This window comes from Haloarcula quadrata (assembly GCF_003634715.1).
GTDB classification, from domain to species: domain Archaea; phylum Halobacteriota; class Halobacteria; order Halobacteriales; family Haloarculaceae; genus Haloarcula; species Haloarcula marismortui.
The window spans coordinates 2,065,003-2,078,370 of record NZ_RBWW01000001.1; the positions used below are offsets into that span (position 1 = coordinate 2,065,003).

Below are 13,368 nucleotides of genomic sequence, written 5' to 3' on the forward strand. Positions count from 1 at the left end.
CCTGATATTTTCCGACCGACCGCTTAATTGTGGGTGGTCACGCCGCCCGAATCGTCATCGTCACAACACCTGACAGTTCGAGTTCATCGCCCGGTTGGATCGGTTCCCGGTCGCCTTTCTGCAACTGGGTCTCGTTCAGCCGCGTCGGGTTGTCCCCGAGGTCGACCAGATAGTATCCTTCCGACTGGCGGTCGAACCGGACGTGTTCGCGGTGGATTCGAACCGCTTCGTCTTCCGGTCGCCCGGCGTCCAGTAGCGCCGCCCGGATCTCCCGGCCGATGCGGTCCCCGTCCTCAACAGTGATGTCTCGACCCTCGACCGAGAGGACGAGTTTGTCCGGTACGGTTGCGTCATCGGTGGACTGTGACGCGAGTGTGTCGACGGCGTTACCCGTAGCTGCTGACTCACTCTCTGTCTCGGCGGCAGTTGCCGACCCTGCTGTCGAATCAGCCGTCGACGTGTCACGCCCGCCACGATGTGCGTCTAAATCCTCTCCACAGTTGACACAGAAACTGGCGTCGTCGTCGACAGCGGTGTCACAGGACGGGCACGCGTCAAGCGACCCGTCGTCCCCCGGTGTAATGTCCTGTACGTCGGCACCGCAAGCGACACAGAAATTCGCGTCGGCGTCGAGTTCGCGGTCACAGTCCGGACAGGTAATCGTTGCCGAATCGTCATCTGCCTCCTGAGTTTCGTCGAATATCTCGTCGTCCCCATCGGAGTCACTGCTTGGCTGATCCGGCGTGTCGTCGGCCTCGTTGTGTTCTCTCTCGGTGTTCGGCTCGGCCTCAGTGTCGGCTTCCATTTCGTGTTCCGTCGGCGTCTCCGTCGTCCCCACCGTCTCGTCTTCGGCCTCGGGTGCCCCAGTGTCCGAGGCCGCATCCGCCGATGCTTCGTCGTCGCTATCATCGTCGACAGTGTTCCCGCCCGGGGTGTCGGCTTCGCCGCTAGCCGCCACCGACCGGCCATCCATCGGGTCCGCCTCGTCCGTGCCTTCCGGTATCAGGTCAGCGTCGTCCGGCACCCCATCGTCAGTCTCAAAATCAGCAGCGCTTTCGTCGGTGTGTTTCCACTCACCACAGTCCGGGTTTGTGCACCATCCGCCCGCGACTGTCGGATCAAAGTCCTCGTCGCATATGGGGCATTTTACCGTGCGGTCGGATTCAGGCATGGATTTCGTTAGGTCCTACAAAGTCGAGAAATAAAATACTTGTCCCACGAAACTTTCTCTCTATTCGTCTGTCATAATCACTGTGTCACGTTCGGAAATGTCGAGGTCCGGATCGATATCTCGAACTGGCATCCCACCGCTTTCCGGTGTTTTCGGGAGCGCACTGTCAGCAAACAGGAGCACGGAGATGTTGTCTTTCCCGCCGCGGTCGTTTGCCAGTGATACGAACTCTCGACTCGCCGCATCGAGGGACGATGCACCAAGGACCACGTCACGGATTTCCTCGTCGGTGACGACCTCGTCGCGGATACGCTCGGCCACCGACTCGGCGTGGTCCGAATCGACGTACTCTTCGTACAGTTCCGGCGCATCGGTCTGTGCATCGATGAGTCCGTCGCTGGTCGCCAGCACCGTGTCTTCTTCGTACAGCCGGACCGTTCGCGTGTCCACCCCGACAGTCGCCTCGTCAGGGTCCTCGTAGCCGGACCCGCCCAGCGCGCGTGTGATTTCGTTCCCGTTGGGGTGGACGTGCGCCTCCACAGGGTCGATTTCGTCGCTGTCAACCCACTCCTGAACAACGGCGTGGTCTCTGGTCAACGGCGAAATCGTCTCACGGGCACTGTTGACGACGTAGGCTCGGCTATCACCGACCCAGCCGTAATGGAGTTTGCCGTCGGCGTAGATCCCCGCGACAACTGTCGTGTAGGACTGTGTCCCGGTCTCGTTTGCGTACCTGATAATCTCGCGATGGGCCGCCGTAATCGCCTCCGCCACGGCAGTTTCGAGTTCCCGTTCACCGGGCGGGTCCGGCAGGACATCACGGGCCACATCGACATCGAAGTCACCGGGATAGCTCCGGGCCGTTCGGATCGCCACAGGAGCAAGGTGTTCGGCCACGATAGTCGTCGTGATGTACGACGCGATGTCGCCGGCGTCGTGCCCGCCGGCCCCGTCAGCGACCACGAACACGCCGGCCGAGCGGTTCATCGGTTGTCCGCTGCCATCGGTTTCGGACGTATCCGCGTCGTCAATGTCAGCACCGTCCGTGTCGGCAGCCGTATACGCCGCCGTCTCAGTACCGTTTGTCTCGTCTGTCGCATCCGCCGTCTCGCTGTCGTCTGCTGTGGCTGGGTCCTGCGACTGGGGTCTGTCTTGCCCGCGGTAGCCGTCCCGATGGCCCTCCTCAAACACCGTCAGCGAGACGCTGTCCTCGTTGATGCCCTGTCCTCGCTTCCTGTCGCCGATGTCGTAGTTCGTGCTGTATCTCATGACTCCTCCGGATGGAACTCGAACGTGACCCCGTAGGTCGGATGAACCAGCGACACCAGATCGCCGTCAGTCAGTGTCACTGACTCGGGGGGCACGTCACCGTGTCTGTCGGTCGGGTCCTCGCCCTCAGAGCGCAGGCGGTTACGTCCGGGTTCAGAGAGGACCCGCTGCCAACCAGCCCCTTTCTGGACGAACGTCCCGTTGAGACTCCGGTCGTGGAGAGACCACTCGCCGTCCTCGATATCGAACTGTACCTGCACCGAGGAGATGTACTCTCCCTGTGGGTCTTCGATTGTTATCGATGCCGGGGGGCCGCTTGCGCCCTGTCGCCCGATAGTGTCGCCCGGTTCGACGGTGAACTGCCTGTTCGCCTGAATGTACGTCACCGACGCCGTCGCGGGCGGCGTTGGATCTCGTCGTTCGAGGACCTCTTTGAGGACGGTCGCGTTCCGGTATCGGTCGCGGTAGTGTGACTGCGTGGCCCGCTCGACAATTTCAGCCAGATAATCGTCGCAGTTGGCCCCAAACGCCTGCGGGTTCACGCCGTCCTTTTTCGGAACGCTCCCCTTGAGCAGGAACAGGAGGATTTTTCCGATCGAGTACACGTCCGACCAGGGGCCCTGCCGAACGTCGGTTCGGCTGGCTTCAGCGACTTCCCGGGGCTTGAACGGCCCCAGAATCGTTGTCCCGGTGTTCCCGGAGGACGGGTCCTCCGTCGCATCGAACCCCGTCGCCGTATTGAAGTCGATCAGCGTGGGCGTGATATCGGGCGTGAGCATCACGTTCTCGGGTTTCAGGTCCCGGTAGACGATCTCGTTTTCGTGAAGAGAGCCCATCGCGTCACAGAGGTCGATGCCGATCTGTCGGACCTGTTCGCTGTCGTCGATTGGACCGTGCTGGTCGATGACTTCGTCGAGTTCGATCCCGTCGACAATTAGCTGGACGACCAGAAATGGAACGTCACGCTCTGTAACCTGGTCGTAGTAGTCCATCACGTTCTCGTGGCCGCCGGCCCGGCGGATACGTTCCAGCGAGCCGACCTCCTTTTTAAAATACTCCTCGATGATGTCGGGGTCGTTCTGGGATTCGGTGTAGTTGGGGTATTTGACGGCGACCGATTCGCCGCTGTCGATGTCCGTAGCACGGAACGCCTTTGCGAACCCCCCTTTGCCGAGGAACTCCTCGAGTTTGTACTGGCCGGCGATGACATCACCGCTCTCAGGTTCCCAGGTCATGAATTACCCGTTTCTCCGGCCAGTAGCGGCCCTGCCGACACCGCAGATTGGGACAGTCACTTCTGGATGCCCTCGTCAGTGACAATTTTCGTCGCCCTGTTTTGCTCCTTGCGCCCGCCTTCTATCACGATACGCGTCTCTCGCTCTGCTGTCTGGACGGCCTCGGTGTCCTCGCCGTGGATGCGCGTCATCCGCTCCAGTTGTGTCTGGGCTTCGGCGACGTTGCCCTTGCCGAGTTCCGTCTTGATAACGGTCTGCCGGTGGTCCACATCGACCTGTTCGTTGTGTTCGGCCAGTTTCGACTCGTCGTCGGTGTAGTCGACGGTGATTGATTCCCGCGTCGTCTCGCCGCCGGCGTGCAGTGTGACATCCGCCAGGGACACAGCGTCTTGCGGGTCGTTAGCCGGAGCGTGTATCTTTAGCACGACCCGCTGGGTCTCCCGGTCAAGCAGGTCGGGCAGCGGCACGACGGCCGTGTTGTCCTCCCAGTCGGGGTTCACGGACTGCGTCTGTGGGAGCGAGCGGTACACCTCGCTCACCTCAACGCCGTCAGCCACGTCGAGTTCGAGACGAGCGTCGGGAGCGACAACGGTCCCGGCCTCCTCGACTGCGTCGCCGAAGAACGACTCGATGTCACCGGCAGCATCCAGATGTGTCCATTCGCCGCGGGCAACGGTCCCGAGCGTCCGGATCGTCTCCTCGCGGTAGTCGCTCCCGATGCCGGCCGCCTTGATTCTGATACCCTCAGTGTCGATTTCGCGAGCTAGCGTCCCGAACGCTTCCGGGTCGTGGGAGTTGTCCTTCCCGTCAGAGAGGAGCAGGACCCGCCGGGCCGTGTTGTCGTCGGTCGGTAAATCCTGCAGGGACGCCTTCGCTTCCAGCAGGCCGCTGTACATATCAGTGCCCCCGCCAGCAGAGATGTCAGCGACTGCGTCTACTGCCGTTTCGCGCGAAATAGTGCCCCACCGCGTCGGCGCAAGTACTGTCGTAACCTCGTTGTCGAAGGCGATGATCGAGACGTAGTCGTCCTCGTTGAGGAGTCCGAACACCCACTCAGCGCCGGCACGTGCCTGCTCGATGTCGTTACCAGCCATCGACCCACTGGCGTCGATACAGAGGGCAATCTGTCGCGTGGGTGGTTCCTCCAGCCGTCCGGGCTCGACTTCGATTTCAGCAGTCAGTTTCGCCCCGCCCGTCGGCACGTAGGGTCGGTTGACCTCGCTCACGACAGTAGCGGTCATACTGGTAGATGGGTCGTACGGAGTAGTTATATGTTTCCCTCAAATCGAGGGAAAAAAGGTCCACCCACTATCTGAGCCGGTAGCCTGTTGCTACTATTTGTCCCCCAGTAGTAGGTACTATCTACGCTACCTGTTGCGCCGTCTCGACTCGACTCCCCACCCAGAGAAGGGTTCCGAGTAGTGCCACGACAGTGAGGGGGAGGAGCCACTGGAACAGCGAGAGAAGCCCAGCGCTTGCCTGAATACCGACAACGAGCAGGATAGTGGGGCCACAGCAGGCAAACCCGGAAAGCAGTCCTGGTAGTCCCGACATAGCCCCTGCACCCGGGCCGAGACGGCAGGCCGATGGGCCGCGCCACGCGACGATGGAGACAGCGAGGTTGAGTCCGACCAGCACTGCCAGAACTGCCCCGAGAAGCATATTCAGCGGCGCGACGAGCAGTTCGACCGGGCCGACGACCACCAGTGCGATCGGTTCCCACTGGAACGGGCCAACCTGCCGGAACGCACGGACAAGCGGGTTACTGACGACAGACACCTCGTATCCGGACGGGCCGAAGCCGAGATGTCTGAGGCCAGCGAGATACAGCAGGAAGTACGCCAGTCCGGACACACTCAGAGACACCCGTCCGTCACGGCGGCTGAGCGCCCCGCTGACCGCAACTACAGTGTTCCGAAACAAGCGTTGGACGCTGGCAGCTGCACCTGCCCCGTCGGTCGGGCTGTCAGTTGACATACCCACTCTCCGGATAGAAGCCGGCCCAGGCGAACCACATCGCGTCGAAAGACAGCGTGCGGTCCAGCGGGAGCGAATCGGCATCATATGCCGTCCCGTCGATCATGTAGCCGTCGTCCGACGCTGCAACTGACATCGATTCTGGGTTCGCGTACACGTACCCGCTGGCGAGGTCGGTATCGGCGACCGCGACGTACGGTGTGTCGTCGATACGGCCGGTCAGCACGCGCTGACGCAGCAGTGTTTCCTTGTCGAACGCGAGTCCCCCGGTTTCAGTCCGGGTCCCGATGACGACAGCCTTCGAGTGAGCGCGACTGTCGCTGTGCAGGGGTTCGAACAGTGTCCGGGTGCTCGAATAATAGCCGCGCTTCTCGTTGTACTGGCCGTACGGGTCGACACCGTAGCGCCGCGAGAAGCCAGTGTCTTCGGTGAGGATGCGTGTCTCCGGGTACGCGCTGGACCAGCGGCTCCATGTCGTCCAGATGACCTGGAACTCCCGCAGCGACTCGCCAGTTAATGGGCCCGTAATCGCTGTCGCCAGCATCTGTGGCCACCAGCTATCGGTGCCCCGCTCGTACATCGTCAAATTCGAGTTCACAAGCCGCCCTGAGACGCCGAACTCCACTGGACCACGCTCGAACCCCTGTGCGGTGCCCGTCAGCGGACAGTACGTCACGGCGACGGGGTCGCCGGCGATGGTGTCGTTCACGATCTCGTGGTGAACGAGAATGTACTGCGGGTAGGCTTTCGCCTCCCCGTTGCGGACCACGCCGAACACCGGGTCGTCCGGGGCTAATCCGTCCGGGGGCGTATCCGCAAACGTCGGGTCGTCGATGGCTGGAATCCCGTCTTTGGGAACACCGCCGCTGACGATATTCTCTTCGAGTGTCCCGATCTCGTAGTCCAGATGCAGGCGGCTATCAGTTGTGGGTGGTTCTGAGCCGTCGTTCCGATCAGTTGCAATCGACGCCGTGCTGGTTCCAGTGCTGGAGTCGGGTTCCGAACCACCTCCAGCGGTAGCACCCTCATCCCCAACACAGCCTGCGCCGCCGAGCGTCACACCGGCCCCAACTGTCGCAAGAAATCGTCGGCGGGAAATCCTCATGTTATGTGTGATTTTTCCAACCACTAAACCTCGCGGTGAGGTGCCGGTAACTTCCTGTTCGGCCGCTCATCGAGCGGATCCCGGTGACCGGACCACCTAATTGACGAGGCCAGCGGTCAGCGACGAGACGTACGCCAGTTCATCTTCGTTCACGCCGTGGCCCATCCCCTCGTAGATGCGTTCCTCCACGTCCCCGTTCAGACGCTCGAAGACCGAGGCTGTGACGTGTACGCGTTCTTCGGGAATGTGTGGGTCGACATTGCTACAGCCCAGAAACACCGGCGTCTCCTCGATGTCGCCCTCGTACTCGCTTTCGTCGATAGACTCACCGATGAGACCGCCGCTGAGGGCCACGAGACCGCCGTAGCGCTGTGGGTTGCGAGCCACGAACTCGCTCGCAAGACAGGCTCCCTGTGAAAAGCCCAAGATGAGCACGTGATCAGTCGGAATCCCGGCTTCTGCTGCCTTCGTGACGGCGTCTTCGATAGCCTGCAGCCCCGATGACCGTCCGGGTTCATTCTGCTCGACCGGCGAGAGGAACGAGTTGGGATACCAGGTGTTTCGCGCGGCCTGAGGTGCAAGAAGAGCCAGCCCGTCCTGCTGGAATTCCGCCCCCATCTGGACGATGCTCCGAGCCGTCGCGCCCCGACCGTGGACCAGCACCGCTGCCGCGCTCGCCTCCGACAGCGCGGTTCCCGCAGTCACGAGCTGCTGGCTCTGATGCGGGTCGCTCATTGCTCCCCTCCCGGTCGTCGGCTGGGTCCTATCACGCCCACACAGTCAGTCTCTGCTTCCGTTCGTCCACCTGCCGAAGCCAGCCGTCGTATCGTGTGCATATCCCAGATAGCGCGCGAAGACACTTGACTTGGCACATCAGTCAATCGGTCGAAATATCCCGTGTACGGGTTCGCAGGCGGAGTTCAAAATCGACGGGCGATAGTAAGTCAGCAACAGTTAGGCCTACCCGGCCAATCTCGGTGTCCGATGGAAGCGCCGCCTAATCCATACCGATAGTAGGCGTAGACAGTCCATAACCCTGAGTGCCAGTCGCAGACACCCGCGGTGAGTTTGCGACGGCAGTGTTCGGCTCGTTGTGGTCCATCGCCGAAAAGCGTGCTTTGCTAGCATACGCCTACAACTTTGGAGAAATGGTAAAATTTAGTGTAAAATACTCAAAATATACTTCGTGGCGAGAATTATTCATAAACTATTACGTAGTACTAGCAGAGACGTGTGTTAACCTTCATCAGAGTAGTACTATAACCTTCGAGTTGTTACCTTGGGTTGACTATGAAAAAGCAGGAGCTCATCCACCTTCACGGCCTGCTTGCACAGGTACAGAACCACTACGAAGCCGAATCCGGGACAGAAGTGGACCACGACGAATACGAGGAACTGGGCGTCAAGCCGACATCGATTCACAAGTCGAAAACAGACCACAAAGCCGCTGTCTTTGCGATTGCTGACGGTATTGCCTCCGAGATGGCCGACGAGACTAAAGAGCCTGTTTCTGCCGCCGCGGACTAACGGTTCTCAGTAGTTTCTACGCAGTTCTCCCGCCAAGCAATGCCATTAGTGACCGTATAACAGCTCTTAGACTTATATTAGAATTTCTATACGTCGAGCGTATAGTTAGATATGCCCTTGCTGCTCGGTAGCCTGGCTACTCGTCGATTAATTCCTCGAACTCGGGTAACACGTCGTCCGATTCGTCCGCGGATTGGTCCGACGGCGGGTCATCGGCGTCAGCTTCCGACTCTGCGGACGAGGACTCGTCTTCTGTCGTCTCGTCGGACTCCTCTGGAATCTCCTCGATTTCGAGCACGTCGAGCGGGATATTCTCGAGCCGTTGCCCGATCTCCTTGCGTGCAATTCGGGCGGCATGTTCGTCTCGTTCGACGTTGAACACGGTCATCTCCAGTTCGAGTGCGACGAGACTCTCATCAGCTGCGAGAAACGCGGGTTCCAGTGTCTCACCGCAGTGTGGACAGTGCCGATCCCCCATGTTGATCTCGACGTAGTTGAGGTCAGGGTTCAGCATCTCCCCCGTTTTCGAGATGGCGATACGAACTGCCTCGTCCGCAGATGCCACGTCGTACACTGGGACTGCGGCCTCGACAACAACTCGGCAATTCATGCCAGTATGTTTGTTTCCCAATATAATGAAGGTTAGCCCTGAACCAGAGTGTACCACACGCGACGTATATCGGGTGTCAGAGAGACGGAGCGCCCAATCGAGCGGGACACACACGAGCACGCCAAAACGTCACGACGACAAAACCAGTGACAGGTAAGACAACTGCAGTTCCTGAACTGCTGGTACACGTGCAACGCCAGTGCGAGTGGAACTCGTAACGCCATTACCTCCGGGTCCGTACACGTAGACAATGGAACAGGGCGTCATCGATGTCGGGTCGCTGGCAGGCGGTATCGATTTGCAGGCAACTGTCGAGAGCGGGCAGTCCTACCTCTGGGACCGCGATGACGGCAAAATGTATCAGCGCGATGGGGCAACTGGTGGGGACGCATGGTACTGGACAACAGTCCGCCGCGATGGGTCACCGGAGGTCATCCGCGTCCGACAGCAAGATGGAATGCTCGAATGGGAATCGACAGTCGACGCCGAAGCGGACCTCAGGCGACTCCTTCGGCTTGACGACGACCTCGCTGCAATTCGCTCGACAGCACCGGACGACGACGTGGTCCAGTCGGCCTATGAGACGTTCTGGGGGATGCGACTGGTTCAGGACCCTCCGTTTGGGTCCCTCATCTCGTTCATCTGTTCGGCCCAGATGCGTGTCGCCAGAATCCACAGTATGCAGCAGGCACTCCGTGACGCATTCGGCGAGGAGGTCGAGTTCGGCGGGCGAACGTACAGTGCCTATCCGACGCCATCGGCGCTGGCCGAAACGACAGAAGAACGACTCCGGGACCTCGGGCTGGGCTATCGTGCGCCGTACGTCCAGCGCACTGCGGAGATGGTCGCAGGCGGCGAGGCCGACCCCGAAGAAGCCGTCGGCCTCGACTACGAGGACGCCAGAGAATCGCTCACCCGCTTTGTCGGCGTCGGCGATAAGGTCGCAGATTGCGTGTTGCTGTTCTCGCTTGACTACCTCGAAGCGGTCCCGCTAGACACCTGGATCCGGACGACAATCGAGGAGTATTATCCAGAATGTGAGCGGGGGAACTACGCCGACACGTCGCGGGCTATCCGGGGCGCACTGGGTGGTGAGTACGCCGGCTACACGCAAACGTATCTGTTTCATTACCTCCGAACGGGCAGCAACGAGGACTGACACGCGTGGCGGAAGGCGACAGTATAACGAAGGCCGCCGGCAAATCCTCGGATATGGCTCACACGCGAGCACACGTGTTCGTCTCCGGTCGTGTTCAGGGCGTCTATTACAGAGCGACCACGCGGGAGCGCGCACAAGATCAGGGAGTCAACGGATGGGTCCGTAACCTCGACGATGGCCGCGTCGAAGCGGTGTTCGAAGGCCCCGACGCCGACGTAGAAGCGATGGTCGAGTTCTGTCACGAGGGGAGCGAACGCGCGAACGTGACCGACGTCGAAGTCGAGTACGAGGACCCGGAGGGTGTCGACGGCTTCGAAGTCCGCTGGTAAGGCGCCGTCCCGTAGAGTTACTTCACTGGCGGGCGAACCCGCGGGTATGCTCACCGGCTCCGAAATGGGTGTCGTCGATGAGAACGCTGCCGCGCTCGGTGTCCCGCGCAAGCAGTTGATGGAGTCGTCCGGCCACGCCGTCGCACGGGCAGTCCGTCCCATCGCTGACCCCGGCGAACAGGTCACCATCGTCGCCGGACGGGGAAACAACGGTGGGGACGCGCTCGTCGCTGCCCGGTTCCTCGACGAGTACGACCTTCGCGTCCTGCTGCTGGGCCGCCCGGGCGCCATCTCGACGACGATTGCCAGAGAGAACTGGGATGCCCTCCAGCACGCCGAGTATCCGACAGAGACGGTCAGGGATTCCTCGGCACTGGACCTCGGGACCCCTGATGTCGTCATCGACGCGATGCTGGGCACGGGTATCACCGGCGACCTCCGGGAACCAGCGGCGACAGCTGCCACAGCGATGAACGAGAGCGATGCGACCGTCCTCTCTGTAGACGTCCCGTCCGGCCTTGACGCCGAAACGGGGCGGCTGGCCGACAACGCCGTCGACGCCGACCACGTCGTCACGTTTCACGACACCAAGCCCGGCCTTCCGGACCTCGACGCACCGGTTACCGTCGCCGACATCGGCATCCCCGACGCTGCGGAGTTGTTCATCGAGCGGGGCGACCTCACCCGCCTCGAACGGGACCCAGCGAGCCACAAGGGCGACAACGGCGAGGTGCTAGTCGTCGGTGGCGGCCCGTACACCGGTGCGCCGGCGCTCACGGCCCAGGCCGCCCTCAGAAGCGGGGCCGACCTCGTCCGGGTCGCCTGCCCGGCCGTCGTCGCGCGCGAAATCCAGTCCTACAGCGAGAACCTCATCATGCGGCCGTTCGACGGGGACCACCTCGCGCCGCACCACGTCGACCGCCTCGCCGAGGTGGCGGCGGACCACGATACCTTGATTGTCGGGCCGGGGCTCGGGAACGCCGACGCGACGCTGGATGCTGTCGCGGACCTGCTGTCCGGATTTGCGGGGACGGCCGTCGTCGACGCTAACGCCCTGTCAGTGGTCCCGGACATCGAAACGGACGCGGACCTCGTCTGCACGCCTCACCAAGGCGAACTGCTCGATATGGGTGGGGAGACAGCCGAGGACTGGCGGGAGCGAGCGGACCTCGTGGAGTCCTTCGCAGCGGAGGTCGGCCAGACACTGCTTGTCAAAGGCCCGTACGACATCGTCTCCAACGGTGAGCGGACCCGCGTCGGTCGGACGGGCAATCCGGGGATGACAGTCGGCGGAACCGGTGACGTGCTCGCGGGCGTGACGGGCGCACTCGCCTCCGTGCAGGACCCACTTGACGCGGCCGCTATTGCCGCCTACACTGTCGGCAGCGTCGGCGACCGCGTCGTCGACGACCGCGGCTACGGGCTGGTCGCGACGGACCTGCTAGACGAGATACCGAGCGTTCTGTGGCAGCGAGACGCAGAGCCGTAGGCCGTAGTCAAGCCGACGCACCGACCAAGTCCCCCGCTTTCGCCCGGGACTGCTCGATGATGGCCGGCCGCGCTTCGAACTCGATGACAACTTGGTCGCCATAATCGACCGTTTCGACGCTGGCGTGGTCGTGAATCCACGAGACGAGACTCATCGTGTCGTCGGTCATCGGGAGCACGAGCCGCTCCCGTTCGTAGTCCGGCAGTTCGTGGTCGATTCGCTCAGCCAGGTCGTCGATGTTGAGCCCCTGCTCGGCGCTGACGGCGACAGGGTTCGGGGCTAGCGACGAGAGCGCGTCTCGCTTTCGACGGACCTCCTCGTCGTCGACCATGTCGGTCTTGTTGAGGACCGTGACGATGGGGGCTTCGTTGCGCTCGTACAGCGTGTCGTGGCTCGTCACCAGTTTCTCCCGGATTTCCTCGACCGACTCGGAGACATCGACGACGAGCAAGACGAGGTCGGCGTGGTACACCGACCCCAGCGTCGACTTGAACGATTCGACGAGCCAGTGTGGGAGGTCTTGAATGAACCCTACCGTATCGGTGACCAGTACCTCGCGTTTGCCGACCTCGGCGCGGCGAGTGGTTGTCCCGAGCGTTGTGAACAGACGGTCCTCGCTCTCGGCCGTCGTGTCGAGGTCGGGGTGGAGGTCGTCGTTCTCGTCAACGTCGAGGTCGTCGGCGAGGCGGCGCAGGAGCGTCGACTTTCCGGCGTTAGTGTAGCCGGCAAGTGCAACGAGGTCGAAGCCGGACTCCCGGCGCTGTTCCCGCCGATGGCGCTCGGTCTCCTCGATGGATTCCAGTTCGTCCCGGATGTTGGAGATCTGCTTTTTGATGTCCTCTTCGCGGGACTCGTCGTACTCGCCGAGCCCCATGAACCCCGGCCGCTCGTCGCGTTTGGCCAGGCTGGCCTTGGCTTCGGCACGCGGGAGTTCGTAGCGAAGCTCCGCGAGTTCGACCTGAAGCTGGGCTTTCCGCGTCCGGGCTCGCTGGCCGAAGATTTCGAGGATGAGCCGGAAGCGGTCGATGACGCGCACCCGCTCTGGGAGTTCGTTCCCGATGTTGTACGTCTGGTACGGGCCGAGCTGATTGTCGAAGATGACGACAGCGGCCCCTTCGCGGGCGACCGCGTTGCTCAGTCGCGTTACCTTCCCCTCGCCGAGGTGGTACGCCGGGTCCTCCGTTCTGGTCTGTGTCACTTCGCCGACAACGTCGTACCCGGCCGCCCGGGCAAGGTCCCGGATTTCCGTCGTGTCGGCGGTGCCACTGTCGACGCGCTTCGCGATAACCGCTCGTTTCGTGGTGTGTGTCGCCGTCACTCGTTATGGAGATACGGCGTCCGATTATTTAACCCCCCGGGCGGCTCACAGCGTCGCCCAGTGCGCTGGCAGAAAGGCGGTAAAATGGCAGATGCCGCGGGTAGCGGCGGTCGATTGCTAACCGTTGCCCGTTCTGTCTCGCGATGTCTGAGACAGCCACCACGGCAGTGGCGTTCGCT

The 13,368-nt window shown here is 61.8% G+C and carries 13 protein-coding genes; 4 read left to right on the top strand and 9 right to left on the bottom strand.

The window, feature by feature from the left end; genetic code table 11:
• Positions 1–37: 37 nt before the first annotated feature.
• The 7 genes from BDK61_RS10510 to BDK61_RS10540 all read right to left on the bottom strand — a co-directional run bounded on the left by BDK61_RS10510 (position 38) and on the right by BDK61_RS10540 (position 7,492).
• Positions 38–1,171, bottom strand: a complete 1,134-nt coding sequence (locus BDK61_RS10510; protein WP_121303204.1) for a double zinc ribbon domain-containing protein — start codon at positions 1,169–1,171, stop codon at positions 38–40.
• A 60-nt stretch (positions 1,172–1,231) separates the two neighbouring features.
• A complete protein-coding gene (locus tag BDK61_RS10515) occupies positions 1,232–2,440 on the bottom strand; it encodes a PP2C family protein-serine/threonine phosphatase (protein ID WP_121303205.1) in 1,209 nt (402 codons plus the stop codon).
• Positions 2,437–3,675, bottom strand: a complete 1,239-nt coding sequence (locus BDK61_RS10520; RefSeq protein WP_121303206.1) for a serine/threonine protein kinase — start codon at positions 3,673–3,675, stop codon at positions 2,437–2,439. Before BDK61_RS10520 ends, BDK61_RS10515 begins: the two co-directional genes overlap by 4 nt.
• Before the next feature lie 56 nt (positions 3,676–3,731).
• A complete protein-coding gene (locus BDK61_RS10525; RefSeq protein ID WP_121303207.1) occupies positions 3,732–4,916 on the bottom strand; it encodes a vWA domain-containing protein in 1,185 nt (394 codons plus the stop codon).
• Between the two features lie 121 nt (positions 4,917–5,037).
• On the bottom strand, positions 5,038–5,652 hold the full coding sequence (locus tag BDK61_RS10530; protein WP_121303208.1) for a hypothetical protein: 615 nt from the start codon (positions 5,650–5,652) through the stop codon (positions 5,038–5,040).
• Positions 5,642–6,757 carry a DUF3179 domain-containing protein gene (locus BDK61_RS10535; protein WP_208644665.1) on the bottom strand — a complete coding sequence of 372 codons (1,116 nt, stop codon included), beginning with the start codon at positions 6,755–6,757 and terminating at the stop codon, positions 5,642–5,644. The genes BDK61_RS10530 and BDK61_RS10535 overlap by 11 nt, the downstream gene beginning before the upstream one ends.
• A 96-nt stretch (positions 6,758–6,853) precedes the next feature.
• Positions 6,854–7,492, bottom strand: a complete 639-nt coding sequence (locus tag BDK61_RS10540) for an alpha/beta hydrolase (RefSeq protein WP_007190118.1) — start codon at positions 7,490–7,492, stop codon at positions 6,854–6,856.
• A gap of 555 nt (positions 7,493–8,047) precedes the next feature.
• Here BDK61_RS10540 and BDK61_RS10550 point away from each other — a divergent pair.
• Positions 8,048–8,284 carry a UPF0058 family protein gene (locus tag BDK61_RS10550; RefSeq protein WP_004592453.1) on the top strand — a complete coding sequence of 79 codons (237 nt, stop codon included), beginning with the start codon at positions 8,048–8,050 and terminating at the stop codon, positions 8,282–8,284.
• Positions 8,285–8,420: 136 nt separating this feature from the next.
• Here the strand turns inward: BDK61_RS10550 and BDK61_RS10555 are convergent, their stop codons facing one another.
• On the bottom strand, positions 8,421–8,894 hold the full coding sequence (locus tag BDK61_RS10555) for a DUF555 domain-containing protein (protein WP_004960839.1): 474 nt from the start codon (positions 8,892–8,894) through the stop codon (positions 8,421–8,423).
• Positions 8,895–9,144: 250 nt separating this feature from the next.
• On the opposite strand from BDK61_RS10555, the gene BDK61_RS10560 reads away from it, so the two are divergent.
• The 3 genes from BDK61_RS10560 to BDK61_RS10570 are packed head-to-tail and all read left to right on the top strand — an operon-like array spanning position 9,145 to position 11,871.
• Entirely contained in the window at positions 9,145–10,053 is a 909-nt protein-coding gene (locus tag BDK61_RS10560) for a DNA-3-methyladenine glycosylase family protein (RefSeq protein WP_007190117.1), read from the top strand.
• A gap of 5 nt (positions 10,054–10,058) precedes the next feature.
• Positions 10,059–10,382: an acylphosphatase gene (locus tag BDK61_RS10565; RefSeq protein WP_079890980.1), complete on the top strand. Its 324-nt coding sequence runs from the start codon at positions 10,059–10,061 to the stop codon at positions 10,380–10,382.
• Positions 10,383–10,428: 46 nt separating this feature from the next.
• The gene (locus BDK61_RS10570) at positions 10,429–11,871 is read left to right on the top strand and encodes an NAD(P)H-hydrate dehydratase (protein ID WP_121303210.1); all 1,443 of its coding nucleotides are present in this window, start codon (positions 10,429–10,431) and stop codon (positions 11,869–11,871) included.
• A 7-nt stretch (positions 11,872–11,878) separates the two neighbouring features.
• Here the strand turns inward: BDK61_RS10570 and hflX are convergent, their stop codons facing one another.
• Positions 11,879–13,189 carry a GTPase HflX gene (hflX, locus tag BDK61_RS10575; protein ID WP_007190114.1) on the bottom strand — a complete coding sequence of 437 codons (1,311 nt, stop codon included), beginning with the start codon at positions 13,187–13,189 and terminating at the stop codon, positions 11,879–11,881.
• Positions 13,190–13,368: the final 179 nt, after the last annotated feature.

What these genes read in the sequence shown, in the direction of transcription:
- BDK61_RS10510 (WP_121303204.1), bottom strand. Translation starts at nt 1,171, where the DNA reads ATGCCTGAATCCGACCGCACGGTAAAATGCCCCATATGCGACGAGGAC.
- BDK61_RS10515 (WP_121303205.1), bottom strand. Translation starts at nt 2,440, where the DNA reads ATGAGATACAGCACGAACTACGACATCGGCGACAGGAAGCGAGGACAG.
- BDK61_RS10520 (WP_121303206.1), bottom strand. Translation starts at nt 3,675, where the DNA reads ATGACCTGGGAACCTGAGAGCGGTGATGTCATCGCCGGCCAGTACAAA.
- BDK61_RS10525 (WP_121303207.1), bottom strand. Translation starts at nt 4,916, where the DNA reads ATGACCGCTACTGTCGTGAGCGAGGTCAACCGACCCTACGTGCCGACG.
- BDK61_RS10530 (WP_121303208.1), bottom strand. Translation starts at nt 5,652, where the DNA reads ATGTCAACTGACAGCCCGACCGACGGGGCAGGTGCAGCTGCCAGCGTC.
- BDK61_RS10535 (WP_208644665.1), bottom strand. Translation starts at nt 6,757, where the DNA reads ATGAGGATTTCCCGCCGACGATTTCTTGCGACAGTTGGGGCCGGTGTG.
- BDK61_RS10540 (WP_007190118.1), bottom strand. Translation starts at nt 7,492, where the DNA reads ATGAGCGACCCGCATCAGAGCCAGCAGCTCGTGACTGCGGGAACCGCG.
- BDK61_RS10550 (WP_004592453.1), top strand. Translation starts at nt 8,048, where the DNA reads ATGAAAAAGCAGGAGCTCATCCACCTTCACGGCCTGCTTGCACAGGTA.
- BDK61_RS10555 (WP_004960839.1), bottom strand. Translation starts at nt 8,894, where the DNA reads ATGAATTGCCGAGTTGTTGTCGAGGCCGCAGTCCCAGTGTACGACGTG.
- BDK61_RS10560 (WP_007190117.1), top strand. Translation starts at nt 9,145, where the DNA reads ATGGAACAGGGCGTCATCGATGTCGGGTCGCTGGCAGGCGGTATCGAT.
- BDK61_RS10570 (WP_121303210.1), top strand. Translation starts at nt 10,429, where the DNA reads ATGCTCACCGGCTCCGAAATGGGTGTCGTCGATGAGAACGCTGCCGCG.